Annotated in this window: 26 protein-coding genes; 8 read left to right on the plus strand and 18 right to left on the minus strand. The window is 73.6% G+C overall.

What is annotated here, in order from left to right:
* Positions 1-227 precede the first annotated feature (227 nt).
* From FJ657_RS09445 to FJ657_RS09455, 3 genes are read right to left on the minus strand one after another with little or no spacing between them, the layout of a single operon-like run.
* Entirely contained in the window at positions 228-1,106 is an 879-nt protein-coding gene (locus tag FJ657_RS09445; RefSeq protein WP_141163395.1) for an aminodeoxychorismate lyase, read from the minus strand.
* A gap of 35 nt (positions 1,107-1,141) precedes the next feature.
* Positions 1,142-1,465 carry a tryptophan synthase subunit alpha gene (locus tag FJ657_RS09450; RefSeq protein WP_141163396.1) on the minus strand — a complete coding sequence of 108 codons (324 nt, stop codon included), beginning with the start codon at positions 1,463-1,465 and terminating at the stop codon, positions 1,142-1,144.
* A 10-nt stretch (positions 1,466-1,475) separates the two neighbouring features.
* Positions 1,476-2,210: a LysR family transcriptional regulator substrate-binding protein gene (locus FJ657_RS09455; RefSeq protein WP_141163397.1), complete on the minus strand. Its 735-nt coding sequence runs from the start codon at positions 2,208-2,210 to the stop codon at positions 1,476-1,478.
* Positions 2,211-2,284: 74 nt separating this feature from the next.
* Between FJ657_RS09455 and FJ657_RS09460 the strand changes: the two genes are divergently transcribed.
* From FJ657_RS09460 to FJ657_RS09470, 3 genes are all read left to right on the plus strand, one after another.
* Positions 2,285-2,647 (plus strand): DUF5997 family protein, encoded by a 363-nt coding sequence (locus FJ657_RS09460; RefSeq protein WP_141163973.1) that lies wholly within the window; start codon positions 2,285-2,287, stop codon positions 2,645-2,647.
* Positions 2,648-2,744: 97 nt separating this feature from the next.
* On the plus strand, positions 2,745-3,146 hold the full coding sequence (locus FJ657_RS09465) for an ArsR/SmtB family transcription factor (RefSeq protein ID WP_141163398.1): 402 nt from the start codon (positions 2,745-2,747) through the stop codon (positions 3,144-3,146).
* Positions 3,143-3,625, plus strand: a complete 483-nt coding sequence (locus FJ657_RS09470) for an SRPBCC family protein (RefSeq protein WP_141163399.1) — start codon at positions 3,143-3,145, stop codon at positions 3,623-3,625. Before FJ657_RS09465 ends, FJ657_RS09470 begins: the two co-directional genes overlap by 4 nt.
* Positions 3,626-3,671: 46 nt before the next feature.
* On the opposite strand, the gene FJ657_RS09475 is transcribed toward FJ657_RS09470, so the two are convergent.
* On the minus strand, positions 3,672-4,715 hold the full coding sequence (locus FJ657_RS09475) for a DUF429 domain-containing protein (protein ID WP_141163400.1): 1,044 nt from the start codon (positions 4,713-4,715) through the stop codon (positions 3,672-3,674).
* 70 nt (positions 4,716-4,785) lie between these two features.
* On the opposite strand from FJ657_RS09475, the gene FJ657_RS09480 reads away from it, so the two are divergent.
* Entirely contained in the window at positions 4,786-6,099 is a 1,314-nt protein-coding gene (locus FJ657_RS09480; protein WP_181408931.1) for a GNAT family N-acetyltransferase, read from the plus strand.
* Between the two features lie 27 nt (positions 6,100-6,126).
* Here the strand turns inward: FJ657_RS09480 and FJ657_RS09485 are convergent, their stop codons facing one another.
* Complete coding sequence (locus FJ657_RS09485; protein WP_181408932.1) at positions 6,127-7,488, minus strand: DUF2510 domain-containing protein; 1,362 nt, start codon at positions 7,486-7,488, stop codon at positions 6,127-6,129.
* A gap of 198 nt (positions 7,489-7,686) precedes the next feature.
* Here FJ657_RS09485 and FJ657_RS09490 point away from each other — a divergent pair, with 198 nt between their 5' ends.
* Entirely contained in the window at positions 7,687-8,475 is a 789-nt protein-coding gene (locus FJ657_RS09490; protein WP_141163403.1) for a DarT ssDNA thymidine ADP-ribosyltransferase family protein, read from the plus strand.
* Between the two features lie 16 nt (positions 8,476-8,491).
* Here FJ657_RS09490 and FJ657_RS09495 read toward each other — a convergent pair whose 3' ends face one another.
* A complete protein-coding gene (locus FJ657_RS09495) occupies positions 8,492-9,199 on the minus strand; it encodes a DUF2510 domain-containing protein (protein WP_141163404.1) in 708 nt (235 codons plus the stop codon).
* 168 nt (positions 9,200-9,367) lie between these two features.
* Between FJ657_RS09495 and FJ657_RS09500 the strand changes: the two genes are divergently transcribed.
* Together FJ657_RS09500 and FJ657_RS09505 are read left to right on the plus strand one after the other, a co-directional pair.
* Positions 9,368-9,787, plus strand: coding sequence for a hypothetical protein (locus FJ657_RS09500; RefSeq protein WP_141163405.1), 420 nt, complete (start codon positions 9,368-9,370; stop codon positions 9,785-9,787).
* A gap of 114 nt (positions 9,788-9,901) precedes the next feature.
* Positions 9,902-10,804, plus strand: a complete 903-nt coding sequence (locus tag FJ657_RS09505) for a J domain-containing protein (RefSeq protein ID WP_141163406.1) — start codon at positions 9,902-9,904, stop codon at positions 10,802-10,804.
* Positions 10,805-10,814: 10 nt separating this feature from the next.
* Here FJ657_RS09505 and FJ657_RS09510 read toward each other — a convergent pair whose 3' ends face one another.
* Together FJ657_RS09510 and FJ657_RS09515 are read right to left on the minus strand one after the other, a co-directional pair.
* On the minus strand, positions 10,815-11,189 hold the full coding sequence (locus tag FJ657_RS09510; protein WP_141163407.1) for a YbjQ family protein: 375 nt from the start codon (positions 11,187-11,189) through the stop codon (positions 10,815-10,817).
* Between the two features lie 25 nt (positions 11,190-11,214).
* Positions 11,215-13,341: a S9 family peptidase gene (locus FJ657_RS09515; protein ID WP_141163408.1), complete on the minus strand. Its 2,127-nt coding sequence runs from the start codon at positions 13,339-13,341 to the stop codon at positions 11,215-11,217.
* A gap of 117 nt (positions 13,342-13,458) precedes the next feature.
* Here FJ657_RS09515 and FJ657_RS09520 point away from each other — a divergent pair, with 117 nt between their 5' ends.
* Positions 13,459-14,793, plus strand: a complete 1,335-nt coding sequence (locus tag FJ657_RS09520; RefSeq protein WP_141163409.1) for a hypothetical protein — start codon at positions 13,459-13,461, stop codon at positions 14,791-14,793.
* Here the strand turns inward: FJ657_RS09520 and FJ657_RS09525 are convergent.
* The 10 genes from FJ657_RS09525 to FJ657_RS09570 all read right to left on the minus strand — a co-directional run bounded on the left by FJ657_RS09525 (position 14,757) and on the right by FJ657_RS09570 (position 23,474).
* Positions 14,757-15,356 carry a hypothetical protein gene (locus FJ657_RS09525; protein WP_141163410.1) on the minus strand — a complete coding sequence of 200 codons (600 nt, stop codon included), beginning with the start codon at positions 15,354-15,356 and terminating at the stop codon, positions 14,757-14,759. The genes FJ657_RS09520 and FJ657_RS09525 overlap by 37 nt on opposite strands.
* The gene (locus FJ657_RS09530; RefSeq protein WP_141163411.1) at positions 15,353-15,931 is read right to left on the minus strand and encodes a DUF4352 domain-containing protein; all 579 of its coding nucleotides are present in this window, start codon (positions 15,929-15,931) and stop codon (positions 15,353-15,355) included. The genes FJ657_RS09525 and FJ657_RS09530 overlap by 4 nt, the downstream gene beginning before the upstream one ends.
* Positions 15,928-16,518 (minus strand): DUF4352 domain-containing protein, encoded by a 591-nt coding sequence (locus tag FJ657_RS09535; RefSeq protein ID WP_141163412.1) that lies wholly within the window; start codon positions 16,516-16,518, stop codon positions 15,928-15,930. Before FJ657_RS09535 ends, FJ657_RS09530 begins: the two co-directional genes overlap by 4 nt.
* Before the next feature lie 32 nt (positions 16,519-16,550).
* Complete coding sequence (locus FJ657_RS09540; RefSeq protein WP_141163413.1) at positions 16,551-17,837, minus strand: maltokinase N-terminal cap-like domain-containing protein; 1,287 nt, start codon at positions 17,835-17,837, stop codon at positions 16,551-16,553.
* 64 nt (positions 17,838-17,901) lie between these two features.
* Positions 17,902-19,206: a maltokinase N-terminal cap-like domain-containing protein gene (locus FJ657_RS09545; RefSeq protein WP_141163414.1), complete on the minus strand. Its 1,305-nt coding sequence runs from the start codon at positions 19,204-19,206 to the stop codon at positions 17,902-17,904.
* A 216-nt stretch (positions 19,207-19,422) separates the two neighbouring features.
* A complete protein-coding gene (locus FJ657_RS09550) occupies positions 19,423-20,190 on the minus strand; it encodes a histidine phosphatase family protein (RefSeq protein WP_255447245.1) in 768 nt (255 codons plus the stop codon).
* Positions 20,187-20,465 (minus strand): acylphosphatase, encoded by a 279-nt coding sequence (locus FJ657_RS09555; RefSeq protein ID WP_141163415.1) that lies wholly within the window; start codon positions 20,463-20,465, stop codon positions 20,187-20,189. Before FJ657_RS09555 ends, FJ657_RS09550 begins: the two co-directional genes overlap by 4 nt.
* A 68-nt stretch (positions 20,466-20,533) precedes the next feature.
* The gene (locus FJ657_RS09560; RefSeq protein WP_141163416.1) at positions 20,534-21,988 is read right to left on the minus strand and encodes a DUF2510 domain-containing protein; all 1,455 of its coding nucleotides are present in this window, start codon (positions 21,986-21,988) and stop codon (positions 20,534-20,536) included.
* A 203-nt stretch (positions 21,989-22,191) separates the two neighbouring features.
* Positions 22,192-22,338 carry a DUF2510 domain-containing protein gene (locus tag FJ657_RS09565; RefSeq protein ID WP_141163417.1) on the minus strand — a complete coding sequence of 49 codons (147 nt, stop codon included), beginning with the start codon at positions 22,336-22,338 and terminating at the stop codon, positions 22,192-22,194.
* Positions 22,339-22,343: 5 nt separating this feature from the next.
* Positions 22,344-23,474, minus strand: coding sequence for a DUF2510 domain-containing protein (locus FJ657_RS09570; protein ID WP_219995892.1), 1,131 nt, complete (start codon positions 23,472-23,474; stop codon positions 22,344-22,346).
* Positions 23,475-23,614 lie beyond the last annotated feature (140 nt).

Here is a 23,614-nt window from a genome sequence, read left to right on the forward strand (position 1 = left end):
TGATCTCGTCGATGAGCCGGTGATACGGGGGTTGACCCGGTATTCCGGGAACACCGCCGCCAGTGCATCCTCAAAGTCTTTTGGGGGGATGTCGCGGAGGGGGATTCCGCCGACATGGAAGGGGCCGCTCGGGGGAGCGGCCCCTTCGTCATTCCGGGGCCGACGCCAGGTCGGGGCCGCGCTCCTCGTCGTGCCGGAGCGGCCCCTTCGTCATTGCAGCACCACTGCTACTCCGTGCGACCGGACAGGTAGGCGTTCATCGCGGCCGAGAGCTCCGCATCCACCGGCACCGCGCGGTCGTCGATCGCCCGCACCGGGGCGGCGTGACGCACCGACGACACCATCCAGGCGGCGTCGGCCCGCTGCAGATCCTGCGGGCTGATCGACGCGAGCCGGGTGGGGATGCCCTGCCCGGCCGCCCAGCGGAAGAGGTCGGCCTGGGTCGTGCCCGGCAGGATGCCGACGTCGGTGCGCGGCGTCGCGAGCACGCCGTCGAGGCGCACGACGAGATTCGCCGTCGGCCCCTCGAGCACGAGCCCGTCGGTCGAGACGAAGAGCGCGTCATCGGCACCGCGGCGCACGGCCTCGCGCCGCGCTGCCATGTTGGTGGCATAGCTCAGCGTCTTCGCGCCCGCGAGCAGCCAGGGCGAGGTGCGCGCGACGTCGGAGCGGTAGCCGCGATCGAGCAGGGCGACGCGGATCCCCTCGGTGCGGGCGACGCTGAAGTCGGCGGAGGGCTCGCCCCACGCCCACCCCGTCGGGCGGTCTCCGCCGTCGACGCCGCGGCTCAGCACGATCTTGACCCACGCCTCCTCGTGCCCGCCGAGAGCATCGGCGACGCGCTGCACCACCTCACGCCAGCCGTCGAGGTCGGGCGCCGGCAGGTCGAGCATCGCGGCCGAGGAGGCGAGCCGGGTCAGGTGCGGGCGCAGCGCCTGCGGGTGGCCGCGCCCGATGCTGATCGTCTCGAACACGCCGTCGCCCCGGGTCGCCGCGAGGTCGAGCGCGTGCAGAGCTGGGGCGTCCGGATCGACGAGACGCACCGCATCCACCCGTCCGGAGGGGGCGAGGTCGAGCAGAGCGAGGACGGCGTCGGGGTGGTGCATGCGCTCATCCTCCGCCGTCGGCGGCGCGCTGGGGCTCAGGCGTCGCGGCGCGCCTCGAGGCGGCCGATGAGCGACCACACGGTCGTCGTGAGCCCGGGGTAGGCGAGAGCGATCTGGCGGAGGATGCGATAGTCGCGCTCGGCGGTCGGCACACGCCCGCCATCGGCGCGGATCATCTCGGCGCGCAGGGTCCAGACGACGAGCTCGTCGACGGAGGGGATCTCCTCCATGAACGCCCACGGATCCTCGCCGGCGTGGAGCCGTTCGAGCACGACCGTGCCGAGTTCGTCGTTCGCCTCGGCGCGTAGCACCTCGAGGCTGGCGCGGCGGGCGTGGCCGCCATCCGGATCGAACGACATGACGTCGAGACTAACCGCGACCCGAGCCGCGTCGCCGGGACGCGCCGCCCCCCGAACGCCCGCCCGGGCGTCCCGGGCGTGTCGGGCGTGCGCCCTTCTTCGCGGCGGTGCCGGATTTCGCTGCGGCATCCTGCTTGGCCTTCTTCTTGGCCGCCTTCGCGGCCCGCTGGGCGGCCTTCGCCTCGCGCAGCGCCTCGGCCTCGGCGGTGCCCGACGCGCCGCGCGAGCTGTTCGCGGTACGGCCGCGAACGATGCCGATGAACGCCTGCACCCGGTCGTCGCCGGCATCGCCGACGCGCCACACGAGCGAGATCCCGGTGTCGTCGGCGCCGTCGAGCGGGCGCGCGATGACGTCGCGCCGGGAGTGCGCGCGGGCGACCCCCTGCGGCATGATCGCGAGTCCCACGTTCGCGGCGACGAGCTCGACCGTGTCGGCGCCCTCGCCGTCGAGCACCGTCTCGCCCGCGAGATCGGCGAGATCGACGCGGGCCAGATCCGCGATCGCATGATCCTTCGGCGCCACGACGACCGGCTGCTCGCGATAGAGCGGGATCGCACGCAGCGCCTCGTCATCGGCCGGCACGTGGCGCAGCAGGGCCATCGCGGCCGTGCCGTCGCGGAGCGCCGCGAGCGCCTCGGCATCGGCCAGGGGACGGAGCTCGAGCGTCTCGGTCTCGCGCTCGTTCCAGATGCGACCCCACTTGCCGGGCACGACCCCGGGAACGAAGGCGACGATGAAGCTCACGCCCCCAGGCTAGGCGGTCACGGCGACGGCTCCGCCCCGCGTACCCTGGTGTCGTGAGCGCGCAGCAGCAGACCATGAAGCCGGCCACGGCGGCGAAGAAGCTCGGCATCCACCTGCCGTCGACGCCGGAGGAGTTCCAGCAGACGCCGCTCACCCGAGAGGCGTTCCAGGAGCTGCAGGCGTCGCCGCCCGAGTGGCTCGTGCAGCTGCGCCTGACCGGCCCCCACCCCAAGCAGGAGGTGGCGCGCAAGCTCGGCGTCTCGACCTCGGGGCTCGTCCGTGCCGGGGTGACGGATGCGCTGACGACCGAGCAGATCCGGGCGCTGCTCGAGGACCAGCCCGAGTGGCTGCGTCAGGAGCGCGCGACCCAGGCGCAGGTGCGTGCCGACGCCGCCTACCGCAAGAAGGCCGCGGCGGACGCCGCTGCGCGCGGCTGAGGACGCCGGTCGTCTCCGACGACGCCGGGCCTTGACGGGTCCGGCGTTCTCTTCTACCTTGTAATCAACACAAACGTTGATAAAGGGAAGTGTTGGGATGCCGGAGCGACGGGACGAGGACGATCGACTCGATCGCGCCTTCCTCGCGCTCGCCGACCCGGTGCGCCGGGCGATCGTCGCCCGGCTGAGCCGGGGTCCGGCGACCGTGAACGAGCTCGCCGAGCCGCATCCCATCACCACCCAGGCCGTCTCGCGGCACATCCGCGTGCTCGAAGAGGCCGGCCTGGTCACCCGCAGCCGGGACGCCCAGCGGCGCCCCGTGCACCTCGAAGCCGCGCGGCTCGAGGACCTCACCGCCTGGCTCGATCGCTACCGGCTGATCCACGAGCGGCGATTCCGCGCTCTCGACGACGTGCTGGCGCAGCTGGCCGGAGGCGAGAACGCCGAGACAGACCGGTCGACGTCGACCGGAGCCGACTCATGGGAGGAGTCATCATGAGCAACCCCGTCACCATCAGCGCGCCCGAGGGCCTGCCCTTCATCGAGATCTCGCGCGAGATCGACCACCCGGTCGAGCTCGTCTTCCGTGCTTATCGCGAGCCCGAGCTGTTCCGCCGCTGGCTCGGGCCGCGCGGCTACGAGATGGATCTGGTCGAGTACGACTTCCGCACCGGCGGCTCGTGGCACTACGTGCACGAGCTCGACGGCGAGCGCTACGGCTTCCGCGGCGTGTTCCACACCGTGCGCGAGAACGACTTCGCGCTGCAGACCTTCGAGTTCGAGGGGTATCCCGATGTGGTCGCCCTCGAGTCGATCACCTTCACCCGGCTCGACGGCGGGCGGACGCGGCTCGACATCCACTCGGTGTATCCGACCGTGGAATCGCGTGACGGCATGGTCGCCTCCGGCATGGAGACCGGCGTGACCGAGGGCTACGAGCAGCTCGATGAACTGCTCGACGAGCTCGCCGGCAGCTGACGGCGACGGGAGCGCCGCTGAGCCGGTCGGGAGCGGTGCGCCGAGCTCAGTGCTCGGACGCCAGCCGTCGGACGATGCGCGCGCTCAGTTCCGCCAGCTCGGAGCGCAGCGTCGGCTCGAGTCGGTGGCCATCGCTGGCCTGCACCTCGGCGCCCAGCGCGAGGACACGGGCGAGCATCCCGGGATCGACGCCACGGGGCGGCTCGCTCGCGAGCGCCGGGCCGGTGGCGCCGTCGGCATCGACCCGGCTCCCGGGCGCTGCCGGCTCGGGCTCCGCCACGCGCTGCATCGGGCGCGCCGGCGCCACGATCGTCGGCCGACGCCCGGCCTCGTCGGGCTCGGCGCCGAGGCCGAGCACCTGCACGCGCGTGGCGCCGTGCCGATGCCAGATCGACGCGGTCCAGGCGCACAGCAGCGCGTCGAGCAGGTCCTCGCGGTGCTTGTACGGCGCATCCAGCAGCGGCGAGTCGTCGTCGACGAGGGCGGCGGCGAGCGGATGCGAGCGCATCCGCAACGGCGGATCGGCGCGGTCGAGCCCGGCCATCCGCTCCAGCAGCTGATCGCAGGCCGCGGCGCGCAGCACCCGCGCCTCGGTGCGCGAGACGGCGGGGTCGAGCCGCTTGTAACGCGGGCGGCGGTCGTCGTAGCCGAGCTCCTCCATGCCGACGATGGTCGTATACGGGTAGCACTCGAACATCGACACCCGGTCGGCCGGCGGCGGTCCGCTCCCGTCGACGTAGTGGAAACCGGCGTGCTCGAGTCGTGCGCGAAGCGCCGCCCCGCCCTGCAGCGGGCTCGCGAGGTTCATCGGGTTCGCGGCGACCTTCCACGCGCCGTAGCGCGAGCCGACCTCGCGCTCGGCCTGGCGCATGCCCGCGGCGTTCGTCACGACGAGCGGCGCGTCGATCGCGATCACGTCGCCCGGGGCGGCCGAGGCGATCAGCCACGCGGCCACCGCATCCACCCCGCGCTCCCACCCCGCCGAGATCACGGCTCCGCTCTCATCGATCACGGCGAGGCCGGTCTCGTTGGCGGGACGGGCGGGGGTGCCGTCGCGCCAGGCGAGATCGACCCCGAAGAAGCGCGGCATGGCGCGAGGCTATCGGCAGACGGGGCGAGAGGGACGCCCCGAGTCCGGGGGTGTTCCTAGGCTGGAGGGCATGAGCGACACCCCCGATCACCTCGTCCTGCCCGTCGACGCCGTCTCGGCCGGCCGCCTCGCCGAGCGCGGGCTGCACTACCGGCTTCTCGACACCGCCGACGAGAGCGCCTACGCGGCCTGGATCCGCGCCGACGAACGGGGCTTCCACGGCCCGGCGTCGAACGACGAGCAGAACGCGTTCTCGCGTGCCGCGATGGGATCCCGGCGCACGACCGGCGTCTGGGATCCGCAGTCGGTGCTCATCGCCGAGCCCGTCGCCACGGTGAACAGCTGGCCTGTCGAGCTCAGCGTGCCGGGGGAGACGACCGTGGGCGCCTGGGCGATCAGCTCGGTGACCGTGTCGCCGACGCATCGTCGACGCGGCATCGCCCGGTCGCTGCTCGAAGGCGAGCTGCGCACGGCACAGCGGCTCGGCCTGCCGATCGCGTCGCTGACGGTGTCGGAGGCGACGATCTACGGCCGCTACGGCTTCGGCCCGGCGACGACCGCCGCCGACTGGCGGATCGACAGCCGCGCGGCCGGCTGGCTGGGCGACGAGCCTGACGGACGGATCGACTTCATCCCCGTCGAGGACTACGCGCGCATCGCCTTCGCGCTGCACGAGGCCGCCCGCACGGCCCGCCCGGGCGAGGTCGACGGCTGGCCGGAGCGCTGGCGTCAGTTCGCCGGACTCCGACCCGGAGACGGCGACGCGGCGGGCGTGCGAACGGTGCAGTACCGCGAGGACGGCGAGGTGCGGGCCGCGGCGGCGTTCCGCGTCGTCGAGGAGCCGCAGCGCGAGGAGCACAGCGTGCGGGTGCTGCACCTCGACAGCACGACGCCGTCGGCGCGTCTTGGAGTGCTGCGCTTCCTGCTCTCGCTCGACCTCGTCACGCGCGTCGACGCGAGCCTGCTGTCGGTCGACGAGCCGCTGCGCTGGCGCCTCGCCGACCAGCGCGCCGCCGAGGTGACCGTGCGCGACCACGAGTGGCTGCGCATCCTCGACGTTCCGCGAGCGCTCGAGGCGCGGCGCTTCAGCGGCGCCGGGCGATTCCGCCTCGACGTGAGCGACGACCTGGGTCTTGCTACCGGTCGCTGGCTCGTCGAGTCGGATGCGGACGGCGTGGTGCGGGTCGGCGATGCCGGTCACGACGACGACGCACCGCTGCTGCGCACCGACGTCGCGACCCTCGGATCGCTCTACCTCGGTGGCGTGGCGGTGACGACGCTCGCGGATGCGGGGCGCACCGCGGGCTCGGACGCCGAGGCGGTGCTGATCGCCGACCGGGTGCTGCGCAGCACGGTCGCGCCGTTCCTCAGCTTCTGGTACTGAGCGGCGCGGGGAGCGCGGCGCGGGAGGTCAGAGACCGAGCAGGGCGCGCGACTGGGACTGCACCAGCGTGATCAGCTCGGGGAGGCGGTCGCCGGCGAGCAGATAGCCGGCGGCGGCAGCCCCGATCAGCACCACGAACACCGCGAGCGGAGCGACGCCGTTGCGCTGCTGTCGCCCGAGCGACAGCGTGCGGAGCGCCAGGTACGGCAGCGGCGTGAGCAGAGCGATCACCGCGGTGACGCGCTTCTCCACTCCGCGCTTCGCGAGCGCGGAGTCGTCGGCCGCGGCGAACACGACTCCCAGCAGGAGCGTGAGCGCAGCGGCGCCGAGGAGAGCGAAGTCGGCGATCGCCGGCACGACCATCGGCAGCACGATCGCGGCCGTCGCCAGCAGCACGGCGATGAGCGGCAGCAGCGCCAGCAGCCAGACTCCGGCCGTCTGGGTGCCGGTGGCGCGCGCGGGCGTCCCGCCGGCATACGGCGCGGCGGTCGGACGTGCGAGCGCCGAGGATGCCGCTGCCGGGGTCGTCGTCGCGGTCGAGGTCTTCGATGCGCGCGCGGCCTTGGCGGCCTTCGCCGCCTTGCGGCCCTTGCCCGGCTTGCCGGCCGCGGTCTCATCGGAAACGGCGGGGTCGACGGCGAACGGCAGCTGCTTCATGAGCTCGTCGAAGCTGACGCCCGATGCGGCGACGACCACATCGGTCGAGGAGGCGGATGCGGGCGCGGCCCCGACGGCGAGGGGCGGCGGCGCGGCGGCGAGCTGCTCGAGCAGCGGCGCGTTGGCCGAGGTCTCCATGACCTCGGGCACGAGCGACGCCGCGCGCGGGGCCGGCTCGGCCTCGACCTCGGACGTCGCCGGATCGGCATGGTCGGTGGCCGACTCGGCGTCGACGATCTCGAGCGCGTCGGCGGCGGCGTCGTCGTCGGACTGGACGGGCGCGGTGGCGTCGACCGGGGCATCCGCGTCGTCGGTCGATGCGAGCGCGGCGGCGTCGAGGTCGGCCGCCTCGTCGTCCTGAGTCTCGGAGGATTGCTCGGATGCGGTGGCGGCGACCAGCTCGTCGCCGGCCGGCTCGACGATGACCGGGGTGGTCGTGACGGCCGGGGTCTGACCGGTCTCGGCGGCGATGAAGGTCGCGATCTCACCCGTGGTGATCGCGTGCGTCTCGCCGGCCTCGCGCGCGGCGGCGGCCACATCCGGCTCGCCGACCGCACGGTGGGCGCCTCGGCTGCGCGGGCGCTCGTCGGAGGCCTCGAGGTCGTCCTTCTTCGTCGGACGCTCGATCGTGTGCTGGCTCCAGGTCTCGCCCGTCCACCAGCGAAGTCGCTCTGCGTTGGCCGGATCCTTGTACCAGCCGGCAACGGGCAGCCGCACCGCCAGATCAGTCACGCTTCCCCCCTCAAGTCGGCATGCCCTCTCACTGTAGGCAGGCGACGGGCGTCGCACAGTCCCCAGGATGCGGGGTACGGGGACCCGGCGGGGCGCTCCGGCCGGGATGCACATCCGCTCTGCGCGTCAGCCGCGGCCGCGCAGTCCGCGTACCCTGGACGAGGCCCGCGGAGCGTTTCGGGCCGGAGAGGGTGATCGTTGTCGCTGGAGGAGTGCATCCACGGACTGGAGCCGGGACTGTGCGACATCTGCACCCCGCGCGTGATCGAGGAGCCGGTGCGTGCCGCCGCGCGCGCGACCAAGCCGAGCATCGCCCGCACCTCGCTGCGGACGCCGCCCGCTGAACGCGGAGGCGCCCGTGTCGCGGCCGCCCCGCCGCCGGCACGCATCGACCGCGGAACCCAGCGGCTGTTCCACGTGACCCACATCGACAACCTGCCGGGGATCATCGCTGACGGCCTGGTGCCCGGCGCCCAGCCGGTCGTCGATCTCAGCTCTCCGGTGACGCGCGAACTCCGCCGCGAGACCGAGGTCGCCGGCCTGCCCGTCGCCGAGACCGTCGCCTTCCACGTCTCACCCGAGGCGACCCGATGGGTCGAGCTGCGCTCCGGCGCCGACGGCGCGACCTGGTCGGAGGCGGCGCGCGCGACGGCCCCGAGTGATCTCGTGGTGCTGGTGAGCACGATCGCCGCCGTCGATCAGGGAGTCGAGGCGACCGTGCTGACCGACGGCGACGCCGCCGGCACGACGACCCGGTTCGCGATCGGCGACGAGGCGCAGACCACGATGCTGCGTCGTCTGCGCTTCGAGGAGGACGGACTGCTGGGGGCGGAGTTCCTGGTTCCGGCGGTCGTGCCGTTCTCGGCCATCGCCGTGATCGGCCTGGCGAACGAGCCCGCCAAGGAGCGCCTCCGCGCGCATCTCCCGGCAGGGCGCGCACCGAAGGTCAGCGTCTACCCGCCGTGGTTCCAACCCGCCGTGGACTGATTCCGCGCCGCCGGCATCAGACGAGGGCGAGTATCGTCGCCGCGGCCGTGCCGAGCACGACCGAGCACGCCGAGAGGATCACGCCGAGCCGCACGGCGCCGCCCTGGCGATGGACCAGCGCGATGCGGGCGACGAGCACGCCCACGACGGTCGACAGCGCCCAGAGCGGCGACAGCGTCTCCCAGTCGCGGCGCGCGAGCTCCCGGCCGTCCACGGCCAGCACCAGTGCGGCGAGCCCGTGCACGACGACGAGCACCAGCAGCACGCCGAACACGGGGGAGAAGCCCACGTCGGGCAGCACGCGCCAGCCGATCGGCAGCAGCACGCCCAGCAGAAGCGGCAGCACGACGAGCGCCCAGGCGGCGGGTGTCCGTGACGAGCGGTCGCCGACGTCCGGCTCGTCGAGCTGAGCGGCCGCCCAGGTCGAGCGCCGAGGACCCACCGGGTCAGGACGGCGTCGCGGAGGTCGGGGCAGGTCGTCGCCGAGCTCGTGCAGCCGGCGGTCGAGCTCCGCGTCTTCGCGCAGCAGCTCGGCGAGGCTCGGCGCGGGGATGCTGTCGACACCGGCCGCGGCGATCTCCGTGAGGTCGTCGTCCCGGGCGGCGCTCGGGCGCTCCCGCGTCGCGGCCGTCCAGCGCAGTCCGTCCCACCAGCGCAGCTCGACCCCGCCGGCGGGATCGTCGTACCACCCGGCGTCGGGGCTCGCGCTCAGGGTGTCGGTCACCGTTCCTCCTCGGTCGCGTCACCCAGGCTAGGTACCCGACGGGCGTCGGTCAGGCCCCCGTTCGGGCCACGGTCCGTCGGTCTCCTCCCCAGCCGAGGTGGCCGCGGCTTCTGCACGGATGCGGCGAATCGGCCTCCGCGCCGTCCGCCGGCGCAGAAGGCTGGCGACATGACCATCCCCCGCTACGACGAGACCGTGCTGACCCCGCTCGACTCCGACGCCCTGGTGCTGCGTCGCGCCGAGGACCTGATCGGCGAAGCCTGCCGTGACCAGCTCTGGCTGCTGCTGCTCGATCGCGCCGACGTGCAGCTGCCGGTGCTGCTGCCCATCGACGACCTGCCTGCCGAACCCGACGACCTCGCTGCCGAGGGGTTCGCCGGAGTGTTCCGCATGCTGCGCGCCGAGACCGAGGCGCGCGCTGTGGTCGCCATCCTCGAACGCCCGGGCGCCGTCCGCCTGCCCCCGGAGGACGGTGCGTGGATCCGCACCCTGCACGAGGCTGCCCGCGCCTCCGGGCTCCGCCTCCGTGCGAGCCTGCTCGCCGGTGCGAGCGGACTGCGGTGGATCGCCCCGGATGACTGGAGCTGAGCGCGCGGGCCGGGTCGCCCCGTCGGCAGCGCCGGACGGTCACCGACGGAGCGCGCGGCGAGGACCCATGCCGGTGGCGGAATCTCCCGGTCGGAACTCGGTAGGGTTCCGCTCATGCCCGACAGCCCGCTCTCCGCGAGCCCCTACGACGTGCTCGGCGTACCGCCGACGGCGACGCAGGACGAGCTGCGGCGGGCGTTCCGCCGTCGCCTGCGCGCGACGCACCCGGATGCGGGCGGCTCGACCGCCGCGTTCGACGCGGTGCAGCGCGCCTGGTCGCTCATCGGCGACCCCGAGAGCCGGGCCCGCTACGACGGATCGGCGATGTCGACCGCTCAGTCGACGGTCTGGGCGCCGGCAGCTCCGCGCGCGCGCCAGGACACCCGGGCGAGCGCTCGATCCTCCGGGCATCCGGGCGGCTGGTACCGGCAGCGCTATCTCGAGGAAGTGCGGGCCTGGATCGGCCTCGGCGAGCCGACTCCCGATCCCTACGACCCGGCCGTGGTGCGCAGCGCCCCCTGGGAGGTGCGCTCGCTGCTCGCGGCGGCCGTCGCCGAGGAGGAGACCGCGCGCAAGCTCGGAACGCTGGGGATCGGCTACACGCTCTGGCACGATGTGGCCGCCGGCGAGGGCAAGATCGATCACGTCGTGCTCGGCCCGACGGGTCTCTGGGCCGTGCAGTCGGCCGACTGGGGAGCGCCGGTCACCCCGCGCCGCGGCGACCTCGTCGGCGACGGGATCGAGCCCGGCGCGCGCCCCGTGCGCGAGACGGTGCTCGACGCGCGCAAGCTCGGCCGTGCGGCGCACGTGCGCTTCACGGCGGCGCTCATCGTGGTGCCCGACGGTCAGGCCGACGGCGTCGAGGACATCGGCGAGATGCGCGGTGTCGTGACGCTTCTCGCGGAGCGCTCGCGGGCCGCCGACCTGCTGCGGCGCGGCATCCCCGGTGTCGCGATCGGCGGAACCGATCTGTTCGAGGTGCGCAGCCGGCTGCAGGCCGCGATCCGCTTCATCTGACCACGGGGGCTCAGCCCTGGGCGGCGATCGCCGCGGACTGGCCGGTCGCTCCGGGCTCGCCCGCCGGGATCGGGAACGCGACGACCGCCGTGCCGTAGACGCAGACCTCGGTCCACTGCTGCCCGATCTCCGAGGCGTCGAAGCGCATGGCGATGATCGCGTTCGCGCCGCGCTGCTGCGCTTCGACGACCATGCGGTTCATCACCTCGTGACGGCTCTCGTACAGGGCCTGCGTGAGCTCGGGCAGCTCGCCGCCGCCGATCGCGCGGAAGCCGGCGAGCAGATTCGACCCGAAGTCGCGCGAACGCACCGTCAAGCCCATCACCTCGCCGAACACGGCGTCGATGCGGTACCCGGGGATGTCGTTGCCAGTCACGATGATCATGAGCCGAGCATCCCACGACCGCGGCTCAGCGGCCGTGCACCCCCGCCGCGTCGAGGATCCACGCGAGCTCGAAGGCGCGACGTCGCCACCCCGCGTACCGGCCGGACACGCCGCCGTGCCCCGCGCTCATCTCGCAGCGCAGCAGCACCGGGGCCTGCACCTCCCGCAGCCTCGCGACCCACTTCGCCGGTTCGACGTAGAGCACCCGGGTGTCGTTGAGGCTCGTCACCGCGAGGATGCGCGGGTAGCGCACGGCGCGCACGTTCTCGTAGGGCGAGTAGCTCTTCATGAGCGCGTAGACCTCGGGATCAGCGAGCGGGTTGCCCCACTCGTCCCACTCGACGACGGTCAGCGGCAGCTCCGGGTCGAGGATGCTCGTCAACGGATCGACGAACGGCACCGCGGCGAGCACGCCCGCGAACAGCTCCGGCGCGAGATTGGCGACGGCGCCCATCAGGAGCCCGCCGGCCGAGCCGCCCTCCGCGACGAGACGCTCGGGCGAGGTCCACCCCCGGTCGACGAGGTGACGTGCGGCGGCGACGAAGTCGGTGAAGGTGTTGCGCTTGTGCTCGAGCCGTCCCTGCTCGTACCAGCGCCGTCCGCGCTCACCGCCGCCGCGCACGTGCGCGACCGCGAAGACGACCCCGCGCTCGAGCAGGCTGAGCCGGGGGATCGAGAACGAGGGATCGATCGAGTGCTCGTACGAGCCGTAGCCGTAGAGCAGCAGCGGCGCGGGCGTCGCGGGCAGGTCGTCGTCGCCGAGCGCGACCAGGTCGGGACGGAACACGAGCGAGACCGGGATCTGCTCGCCGTCGGGCGCCTCGGCCCAGACACGTCGTTGCGCGTAGACCGCGGGGTCGTATCCGCCGAGGACGGGCTGTCGCTTCAGCTCCCGTCGCTCGCCGGTGCGGAGGTCGAGCTCGCTCACGACCGCGGGCGTGATGAAGCTGGTCTCGGTGAGCCGCACGGTCGGCTGCTCCCACTCCGGGCCGCCGCCCGCGCCGAGAGTGAAGAGCTCTTCGGCGACCTCGATCTCGTGGAACCGCGGCGTCGTCGTCTCCGCCTCGAGGCGGGCGAGTGCGACGCGGCGCAGGGTGTCGCGGCGGTAGTGCAGCACCAGGTGATGCGCGAAAGCGGAGACCCCGCTCACCCGCACCCCCGCGCGGTGCGCCACGATCTCCTGCCGTGCTCCCTCCGGGTCATCAGGATCGACCGCGTCGATGCGGAAGTCGGGCGCGCCCTCGTTGTGCGTGACGAGGAGCCGGTCGAGGCCGCCGATGATCGCGTGCACGACGTCGTACTCGACCCCCTCGCGTCGAGGCCAGACGACGCGCGGCGCGGCGGTGGGCGTCGTCGCGTCGATGAGGTGCACCTCGCTCGTGATCTTCGACCCGAGCTCGATCACCAGGTAGCGACGGCTGCGGGTGAGCCCCACGCCGACCCAGAAGCGCTCGTCCGGCTCGTGCAGCACCACCGCGTCGTCGGCCGAAGCCGAACCGAGGCGGTGCCGCAGCACGCGGTCGGGGCGCCAGGCCGCATCCACCGTCGTGTAGAAGATCCACTCGCCGCTCGCATCCCAGAGCGCATCGCCCGAGGTGCCGGGGATGCGCTCCTCGCGGTCGACGCCGGTCGCGAGGTCGCGGATGCGCAGCTCGTAGCGCTCGTCGCCGACCGCGTCGACGCTCCACAGCAGCAGGGCGCCGTCGGGGGAGACGTCGAGGGTGCCGATCGAGAAGAAGTCGCCGTCGGCCTCGGCGTTGCCGTCGAGGATGATCTGCTCGCCCGCGGGCGCCGAGCCGTCGGCGGGCAGCGTCGGCGGGGTCCAGTCCGACTCGTCGACGACGGGGATGCGGCAGTGCAGCGCGTACTGCGCGCCGGCCTCGGTCCGGGCGTAGTACCACCAGCGCCCTTCGCGCACCGGCACGCTGAGGTCGTCCTCCTGGGTGCGTCGGGTGATCTCCTCGTAGACGAGCTCCTCGAGCACGGCGAGGTCGGCGGTCTGCGCGTCGGTGTAGGCGTTCTCGGCGTGCAGGTGGGCGAGCACCTCGGGGTCGTCCTTGTCGCGCAGCCACTCGTAGTCGTCGGTGACGACGTCGCCGTGGTGCAGGCGCTCCACGGGTCGGCGGGCGGCGACGGGCGGTTCGAGGCTCATATGCCCACAGTAGGCGGCGGCTGCTGGGCGCCCGTGCTCGCGCGACGGCTGCGAGCTGCGGTGCCGGCGACAGCAGGACGCCGAGGCGCGGAGCTGAGCGCCCGTTAGCATCGGGGCATGCGCCGCACGGTCACCGATCTGGTCCGGATCCTCGTGCGCAGCTTCCCCGCCCTCGCGGCCTGGTACCTCGCCGGCGAGCTCGTGCGGCATCTCGTGATCTCGGCGGCCGCGCCGCTCTCCTTCGACAGCGGGCTGCTGCCGCTGCTGTTCCTGCCCATCGCGGTGCTCGCGCGGCTCGTCGCCTTCGTCGGCATGTTCCTCGCGGTGCGCGGCGCGATGCGCGAGTACCTCGCAGTGCCGGGCCCCGGCATCCCCCCGACGCTGCGCGGTCGTGCGCGCGAGTTCGGCGAGGTGCTGTTCTCGTCGATCGTGCCGTTCTTCGTGCTCTATGCGCTGATCGGCGGCGTCGCGCAGGATCTCTCCGACTACGCGGTCACGGCGTTCTTCTACAGCTTCGGCTCGGGGCGCTACGTGCTCGACCCGGGCAGCGGTCCCGTCGTCGCGGCGGTCGTCGTCGCGGCGTTCGTGCTGCGCGTCCTCGTCGACCGGCTGCGCGAGCGGCTTCCGTCGTTCTTCTCGATCGTGGAGATCTACCTCGAGGCGACCTGGATCTTCGTCGCCGTCGGAGGTCTGTCGGCGGTGCTCGGCGAGGCGGGCGGCTGGTTCGCCTCCCGCCGGATCGTCGTGGCCGCCCAGGATCTGCGCGCCGATCTCGAGCAGCTCTGGTCGGGTGCGGGACTGCTGCTGCGCGGCATCGACGGCGCGATCCCGCTGCTGCTGCAGGTCGTCGTGCTCCCGGTGGCATGGCTGGTGATCGGCGGCGTGATCTACAGCCGTGCGATCGCCGAATCGCGTCACGAGCGCCTCATGCCGGTGCGCGTCGAGGCCCGACTTCGGGTGCGCCTCGCGACGCTGCCGCGTGTGCTGCGCCGGTCGATCCGCGGCTCCGTGGCCCTCTGGTACGAGACGGCCGAGCCACTGCTGATCAGCGCGCGGATGATCCTGCACGCTCGAGCCCGAACGCTGCTCGTGCTGATGACGCTCTCGGGGCTGCTCTACGCCGCGCAGCAGTGGATCTTCCGCGGCGCGCTGGTGCTCGTCGGTCCGCACGAGACGGCCTACGGCCGCGACGCGTACCACAACGTCTCGCTGGTGATCGGGCTGCTGATCGAGCCGGTGCGGATCGCGCTGCTCGCGGCGATCTTCGATCAGATGATCGGGCGCTGGTGGCGGCGGCGCACGGGCGAGCTGGACCCGCAGCGCATGCCGCGCATCCCGACGCGGCTGCGCCGCGGTGCGGCGAGTGACGTGGCGGATGCGGATGCGGATGTCGTGGCTGGTGCGGATGCCGGCGATCAGCCCACGGGATCGGCCGGCAGCGCGAAGCGGTAGACGCTGCGGGCGTAGCCGTCGCTCTTCGGACTCGTGAAGCGGATCTCGAGCGAGGCCGCCGCGTAGACGTCGTCGGGCACGAGGAAGACGCCCTCGTAGGTGACCTTCTCGCCGTCGTCGCCGAACTGGCAGATCGATCGCGTCCCGCGCGTGGTGCCGTAGTCGTACTGCCCGGGATCCACCTCGCTGGTCCATTCACGATCGACGCCGCCCGGTCCGCCAGGCGCGACGAGCACGATGTCGCAGCTTCCCGGGTCGGGGGAGGCCGATGATCCCGGGGTGATCGGCACGAGCACGCCGAGCACGGCGTAGCCGGCGGGGACGTCGACGGGCTGGTCGCTCTCCGCGGTGAAGAAGCCCGCAGCGCCGATGCGGAACCCGCTGCCCTCCACCTCGGCCGTGTCGCCGCGCGCGACCCGGTGCACCGGGGTCGCGGCCGGCGCTCCGGGCAGGAACGGCTCGAAGAACAGCAGCGAAGCGAGCATGCCGCCGCTCGCGACGGCGACTCCGCCCGCCAGCAGGTGACGCCGGGCTCCGGCCGCGATGCGGGGACGGCCGGTCATGTGAGCGGCTCCACGACTCGCGGACGGGGGATGCGGAACTCGGCGCTGCGGTGGGCGCCGCGCAGGTCGAGCGTGTAGGTGGGCACGTCGTCGAGCGTCGGAGCGACCTGCGTCTGCAGGCGCAGCTCGGCGTGGCCGGCTCCGGCGCCGCGCAGGGCGTCGGCGGGCAGCTCGAACACGAGCGTGCCGCTCGTCGCGATGCCGGGGCCGTTCTGGATGCGGGCGAGGTCGTCGTCGGCGCCGATGTAGTTGCCGTATTCGCGCCCGTCGAGCAGCAGCCGCGCGGCCGAGAGCCCCTCGGTCGACTGGCGGGTCTGCACGGTCAGGTGCACGACGAGCCACTGGCCTTCCGTGTCGATGCGCGGCGAGGAGTAGGCGTCCTGCTCGAGAGCGTCGGCGAGCTCGATGCCGTCGAGGCGGGTGGTGAGCAGGCGGGTCGTGAGCACGTCGCCCTCGACTCCGCGCACGAGGAACGGCGCCGCGATGTCGGTGCCGTCCTGCGGTGCGGTCGCGGCGGCGATCATCGCGATCGCCAGCCCGGCCAGTGAGGCGGCGATGCGGACCCCGCGTTTCATCCTTCGTCCTCGACCCGGTCGACCGGCACCCGGCCGACCGGGTACGGCGAGCCGTACCCGGTGTCGCCGAAGACCGGGTCGCCGTAGGTGCGGTCGGCTCGGTAGACCCCGACGACCGTCTCGTCGTCCGGTGCGGCCGTCGCGGGCACGTCGAAGACGTACCAGAGTCGCGTCGGCACGCCGGGCGGCAGCGGCGAAGCGGCCTGGCCGCCGGCGGCCCGGTCGATCGAACGTGTCGTGTCGCGCTGGTCGAGGGCCGTGCCGTAGTTGATGCCGATGCGCAGGTTCGTGACGAACAGCGGGGCGTCGCTGAGGTTGGTCTGCACCACCGTGATGACGAGCCACCTGCGGCCGTCGCTCGCCTCGAAGCCGCTGCCGGGTCGGCGGGTGCTCAGCGTGACGGATTCGACGACGGTGCGCGCGTTCCCCGACTCGATCCGCTCTCCGACGCGATAGGTCGTGACGCGTCGGCCTCCGTCGTCGGCGAGTCCGCCGGAGACGACGATCGCGAGGGCCGCGACGACGATCACGCCGGCGATGCCGCCGATGACGGCGCGGCGGATGAGTCTCCCTCGATCCCGCGCCATGCGGCCACCCTACTGGGACCGCACCGGACCGGTCAGGCGGCCGTCAGCACCGTGTCGACGTCACGCCGCGCCGCCGTCAGCCGGGCGATCGTCCCGAGAGGGATGTGCACGGCGTCGGGCCGGGTGCGCTGCTCCGACACGGCGTCGAACACGGCGAGGTCGAGCTGCAGCGCCGCCAGCAGCGGCGTCTCCTCGGCTCCGGCGCCGTCGAGCAGCGCGGCGCGGGCGCGATCCGCCCACGCGGCGTCGGCTCCGGTGAGTCCCGCGGCGTAGTCGAGCGAGCGCAGCACCGCCGCGAGGTCGCGTTCCGGCAGGTCGGTGCGATCGTCGGCGGGCGCGGGGGCCGGCCCGGAGTGGTCGGCGAGCTGCCAGACGCCGTTCGGCGTGCGGCGCAGCGCGGTGAGTTCGAGGGCGCCGTGCACGCTCTGCGCGTCCGGCCAGTGGCCGCGCGCGGCGAGATCGAGCAGCCGCTGAGCGCCCGGGGCGTGGGCGGCGAGTCCTGGCACGTGGTGCGCGGCGGCCAGCAGGCGAGTGCGCCAGGAGTCGAGCGTGCGCGTCCGCTCGGCCGGTGTGACCGGACGGGCGGTGGATTCGAGGCCGTCGTGCAGGCGGGCGATGGCGGCGCCGATGCGGCGCAGCTCGTCGTCGACGGGGCGGCCGGAGCGGGCGGCCGCGGCGAAGAAGGTCCACCCGTCGACGAGTCCGGCCTGGCTCTCCTCGGCGAGTGCGAGGTGCGCCGCTTCCACCCAGCCGTCGTCGTCGGTCCAGCGCACCGGCAGCGTCCCCACGAGTCGCGGGCGGATGCCGAGTCCGGCCAGGCGTGCGGCCGCGTCGGCGTCGGGGTGCGGGCCCGGCAGCACCTGGCGGTAGACGGTCACCGTGATCTCGGGGCGGCCGTACACCTGCACGTGCATTCGCGCGCTCGGTCCGGCATCCTGCACGGCCTCGCAGCGCACGACGAAGCGGTCGTCGTCCGGGTCGACCAGCGTGCCGGTCTCGTGCATCGCCGCGAGCAGCGCGGAGGCGTACGCGGTGTCGCCGACGCCGTCGAACAGGGCGGCGCCGCCGTAGCCGCGGCCGATCCAGCGCGGATCCCCGGGTTCCGGGGCGACGTCGCGTTCGACGAGGGGCACCTGGTAGATCACGCCGCCGGCGCGCGCCTCGTCTTCGACGACGAGCACCCGGACGCGAGCCGTGGGATCCGCCGACGGCAGGAACACCTCGACCAGCTCGCGCAGCCGCGGTGCGCTGTCGCGCGCCGCGACGTACCAGTCCTGCTGAGTCATCCACTGGGCGATCCGGTCCAGGGTGCTCTGCATGTGACAGTTATATCCCCCCAACGGGGGCCAGCGGCTCCGCGTCCGCCGGGAGCGGCGTGGCGGATCAGCTGGAGCGCAGCATCCGCTGGATCGCGCCGAGCGGGATGCCGACCCAGTCGGGGCGATTGCGCACTTCGTAAGTGACCTCGTAGACCGCCTTGTCGAGCTGCAGCGCGAGGAGCAGCTCCGGCGGTCCGGGTGTCGCGCCCGACGCGGCGGAGTAGCCCTCGAGGTAGGCCGCGGCGCTCTGCTCGGCCCAGCGCGTGCCGGCGGCGCCGTGGGCCGAGCCGGCGTAGTCGAAGCTGCGCAGCATCCCGGCGACGTCGCGCAGCACGGGCTCGGGATGCGTGCGCTCAGCGAGGGTGCGCAGCGGCTCGCCCTCGAAGTCGATCAGCAGCCAGCGGCCGTCGGGCGCGTGCAGCGCCTGCCCGAGGTGCAGGTCGCCGTGGATGCGCTGCAGCTCGCCCCAGGGCGCCGCCGCGGCGGCGGCGTAGCGTCCGCGGATCTCCTCGGCGTGCACGGCGAGCTGCGGCGCGACCGTGAGCGCCGCCTCGAGCCGCTGCTCCCAGACCCCGGTGAGACCCGACACGTCCGTCGGTGATGACGCCACGTGGCCGAGTTGCTGGGCGAGGCCGAGGTGTGCGGCCGCGGTCACGGCGCCGAGCTGCCGGGCCTCGTCACGGAAGTCGTGGCCGCCGGCGGCGGCCCGGCTGGCCAGCGCCCATCCGTCGACGGCGCCGCCGATGAACTCCTGCACGACGGCGAGGTCACCGCGCGCCTCGGCGGCGCCGTCGGCCGACCAGGTCGCGGCGAGCGATCCGATGAAGCGCGGCACGACGGGGGAGCCGGTGCGGGTCAGGGCGCGCTGCAGCTCGATCTCGGGGTTCTCGCCGTGATGCACGACCCGGAAGAGCTTGATGACGAGGTCGCGGTCGCCCTCGCGGGCGATGACGAGCGAGGTGTTCGACTGCTCGCCGGCGAAGGGCACGGCGGCGGCGCGCGGTGCATCGCCGAGCTCGGCGCCCGCTGCGGCGAGCTCGGCAAGAACGGCCTCCGCATAGGCGGGGTCGCGGGCGCCGTCGTTGAGCACCCCGCCGGGCAGCAGGACGATCGGGTCGCCTCCCTCGGCGCCGCCCGCGGGGCGGGCGACGAGCGCCAGCTGGTACACCGGCCGACGGCTGTCTGCGTCGTCCGCGACCAGCAGAGTCACGGGGCGTGCGCCGTCATCGCACGGAGTGAGGTCGAGGCGCGCCACCTGCCGGAGCCGGGGTGTGGAGCCCTTGGCGGCGAACCAGCGCTGCTCCCGCATCCAGGCCGCCAGTGCGGCCCAGCCGTGCGGATCGAGTTCGGGGAACGGGGCGTCGGTCACGGGGCTCCTCTCCTGACGGCGTCCTCCCCGGTTCGGGTGCCCCTCGTGACGGGCGCCACCCGAAGACGGAGGCGCGCCGCGCGAGCAGGGTGCCTACCGTCATCGCCAAGGGGGAACCATGAGCACCATCGCACATCTCGGCGAGGCCATCGACGCTGGTCAGGCTTCGCTCAGCGGCCTCTGCGGCGAGCAGAGCGATCTCGGCTCGCTGCTCGGTCAGCTCGACGACGACCGCTGACCGGCGCGGACGGCCCGGCGCGGCGCGTCCGGTCCAAGCGGAGAGCCCTGCGGGTCGTCGCGGAGGTCGGCTGACGGCGGCAGGGCGGCGTCAGTTCCGACGTCGTCCCAGCTGACGACGCGCCACTCGCGATGGTCGCCGACGCTCTCCACGACGACGATGCCGGTGTTCGCGAGCGGGCGCCGCGCGCTGAAGCCGTCCGCGAGTCCGTGGCCGCGACGCGCGACCCAGACGCGGATCGCGGCGCTGTGGGTGACGAGCACGGCCGAGCCGGAGGCTCCCTCGCGGCGGGTGGATCTCAGCCGATGCGCCATGTCGGCGATCGCCGTGTCGAAACGCCGGAAGAACTCGACGCCGTCCTCCCCGCCGGGCACCCGCGGGCCGAGATCCCCGTCGCTCCAGGCGAAGGCCGTCTCGAGGTAGCGGCGGATGCGTGCCGGGTCGGCGGCGCCCTGCAGATCGCCCGCGCCGATCTCCTCCGCGCCGGCGATCAGGACCGGTTCGAGCCCGCGCGCGGTCGCGAGCGGCTGGACGGTCATCCGCGTGCGCACCATCGAGCTGTGGCAGAGCAACGCGATCGGCTCGTCCGCGAGCCGGTCGACGAGCTCGAGCGCCTGCCGCCGACCCCGTGCGCTCAGCGGCGCGCCGGGCGTCACGGCGTCGAGCACGCCGCGTGCGTTGAGCACCGTCTCGCCGTGGCGCACGAGCAGCAGCCGCAGGGGAGCCTCGTCCCGGGGGTCGCTCATCGCACCTCGAATCCGGAATCGTCGGCCCGGGCCGGGATCTCCCGCACCTCGACCGCGGTGACCTCGGCCCAGCGCGGGCCGCTGCGCAGCCACCGGGCGAGCTCGTCCAGTCGCTCCGCGGGGCCCTGGGCTTCGAGCTCGACGGTGCCGTCCGGACGGTTGCGCACCCAGCCGGAGACACCGGCGCCCTCGGCGTGCTCGAGCGTCGCCCAGCGGTATCCGACACCCTGGACGCGCCCCGTCACGACGGCGTGGATGCGACGCGCGGCTGGCATCCCGCCACGCTACTCGCGGGCCCTCCGAGGCGCACAGTCGCCGACCGGGGAACGCGTGAGCGGCCGGATCAGGCCAGCCGCACCTGCAGCACGAGGAGCCAGACGAGGATGTCGTGCTGGTAGACCGCGAGCAGTGCGCCGGTCACGCCGACCGCGACGACCGGCATCAGCAGCGTCGTGATCGTGAACGCGCGCGTGCGCGCTCCCTGGCGTCGCAGTACGAACTGCCGTGCGAGCAGGTAGACGAGTGGACTCAGCACGACCCACGCCGGGCTCGCCTGCGCGCCCCATCCCATGCCGCGCAGCCGACCGCGGTCGACCAGGGCGAGGGCGACCGGCGGGATCACGAGGGCGACCGGAAGCGCGAGCAGCAGCAGCGCGAAGTCGGGCAGCTGCACGGCGAAGGCGAGCGCGGCGAGCGGCAGCACCGTGGTGAACACGGGCGCGAGCGCGAGCAGCACGGATGCGGTGGTGACCGAGCCGACCGGCATGAGGCCGCGCCACCAGTCATCGGCGTGACGGCTCGGGGCAGCCGAGGGCGCCGTCGGGGCGACCGCCGCCGGCATCACCGGGAGCCGGCGTCCCGGCGCGGGCTCGACCGGGCGTCCGTCGGGCGCGAAGTCGGGCACGAAAGCCGCGGGATGCGCGGGATCGCCGGGCGAGGGCGTCAGCGCCGGGCTCGCGGTGGCGGGAGTCGGCCTGAGGACCGGCCTCGGAGTCGGCGTCGCGAGCGCGACCTCACGGCCGACGATCGGTCCCGCCGCTGCCGCCACGGCGGGCGCCGGCATCGCGTCGGGGCGCGGCGCCGGCACCGGGAGGGGAGCGGCGGCCGCCGAACGGGCTTCCGGCGCCGGAAGCGTCGCGGGAACGGCGGAAGCGGGCGCCTCGGCGGCGGGCGTGCTCGGCGTCGAGGAGACGGACGGCGCCGCGGGCACCGCCGGGGCCTCGGCCGGCGCGATGGTCAGTTCCGCGGGCTCCGGCAGCGCGGTCGCCGCGGCGTCGAGGATCGCCGTGCCGGGAACGGGTCCGCCCACGAGCTCGCCCGGCTGCGGGATCGCATTCGCGGCGGGAGCGGCCGAGCCGGCTGCGGTCTCCGGCAGCGCCGCCGAGAGGAAGTCGTCGAAGCTCGGCAGCGCTCCGAGTCCATCGACCGCGGCCGCCGGGTCGACGGCGACGGGAACCGGCTCGGGCGCGGAGACCTGCTCGGGAACGAGCGCCAGCGGCGGGAGGTCATCGCCCGTCGGCCGCAACGGCGTCACGCGCGCGAGAGCGTCGGCATCCGGCTCTCGACGAGCCGCTTCGCGGGCGGCCAGACGTGCCGCGCGCCGGGGCGATGCCGAGGCGCGCTGGTCGTCGACCGAGTAGGCCGAACCCAGGGGAGGGGGAACCGAGACCGGGGCGCCCGCCGGCTTCGGCATGGCGTTGTCGGTCCAGACGATGCCGTCCCACCAGCGCAGTCCTGCGGCGTCGGTCGGGTCGTCATACCACCCGGCCCGTGGCCGCGCGCTCGCGACGTCGGTCATGATCGTTCCCCCAGTGTCGTGCCGCACTTCCCCCCTGGTCGCGCGGTACCCCTGAAGTCTAGGAATCCCGGGGTGATGTGCGCCTCACCCCGAGCGGGGGCCAGTGCCGACCGCGGTACCAGCTCGGCGCCGCCGCGGGAGACGCGGACGGGCGCCCCGAGAGAGATCTCGGGGCGCCCGTCACGAGCTGCGCTGCAGCGGCGTCAGAGTTCGCCGACCGGAGCGGGACGCTCCGGCTTCGCGGCGACGTTCTCGGTCCAGCCGAGGCCGTTCCACCAGCGCACGATCGTGGTGTCATCCGGGTCCTCGTACCAGCCGGCGGGGACGACGCGGTTCGCCTGGTCGCTCATGGCCGTCAGCCCTGCTTGCTCTGGTCGAAGCTGTAGATGCCCCAGTTGTCGACCTGCCAGGTGAACCAGCCGTTCGCGCGCTGCAGGCTGACGTTGATGCCCCAGCCGATGGGGTCGGAGGCCTTGTTCTTCGCCTTGCAGATCATTCCGTCGCCGACGATCGTCGGCACCTCCTCGGGGCAGCTGACGATGATGTCGGCGCCGAAGGCCTTCGCGCTGGCGGTGATGGAGTCCTCGGCCTGGTGGGCGAAGGTGGCCGGCGCCAGCGAGATGATCAGGCCGGGCACCGCGACGACCGCGACGATGTTGACGACGGCGAAGCCGAGCATCCCGAGCAGCGGGCCGAAGCCGCGGCCGGAGCGGCGCACCAGCTGCACGAAGCGGGCGATGAGGTAGACGGGGCCGGAGAGCACCGAGAAGGCCCAGTGCGCCGGCTTGAGTCCGCGTTCGCGCAGGATCTTCCAGTCGAAGAAGGCCAGCACGATCGAGCCGAGGTACGGCACGACGAGGCTGACGATGAGCTGCAGCGTGCCACCCGAGTGCGACAGCAGGAAGAACATCGTGACGACCAGCACGTAGAGCGGCGTCATCGCGATGACCCAGGCGGGGCCGGTCGAGGTCGAGCCCTTGGCGGTGGTCGCGGCGAGCGGCACGGCCGCGACGTCGTCGGCAGCGGCCGGCACGAAGCTCTCAGTCGCCTCGCTGACGTGCGAGAAGGCGCTACGGGACGCGGAGAGCGCGTCGCCGAGCAGGTCGTCGAAGCGAGTGTCCAGGTCGAAGGCCGGCGTGGTCGGCGCGTTGCTCGGCACGAACTCGGCGAACTTGGCGGCCGGGGAGAGCTCCTCCTCGACCATCGCCTCCTTGACCGGAGCCTCGAGCGAGAGCAGCGCCTCCTGCGTCGGCTTCGCCGGCTCCTCGGCGATCAGGGTCGCACCGGCGTCCGTCGCCGGGAACTCGTCCCCGGCGTCGGCGTAGGTCAGGCGCGCCTGCTGCGTGACGGTCTCCTGCGCGACCATCGGCTGGCGCGCGTCCGAGGTGTACTCGGTCCAGGCGTGGTTGTCCCACCACCGCAGCTGCGGCAGTCCGAGCGGGTCGGGATACCACCCCGCAGGAACGCGAACATCTCCCTCAGCCACCGTGACGATCCCCTTTGCCATCGTTGCGGCACGGGCCCCCGCCCGTGCCAGGACCGAAACCCGATCGATCCTTCTGGACTGGGAGCCTAGGGGAGAGCTGTGCGCGCCGGAACGGGGTCGGCACGCCCCCTCCGGGGGAC

The organism is Schumannella soli (assembly GCF_006517435.1).
GTDB classification, from domain to species: domain Bacteria; phylum Actinomycetota; class Actinomycetes; order Actinomycetales; family Microbacteriaceae; genus Schumannella; species Schumannella soli.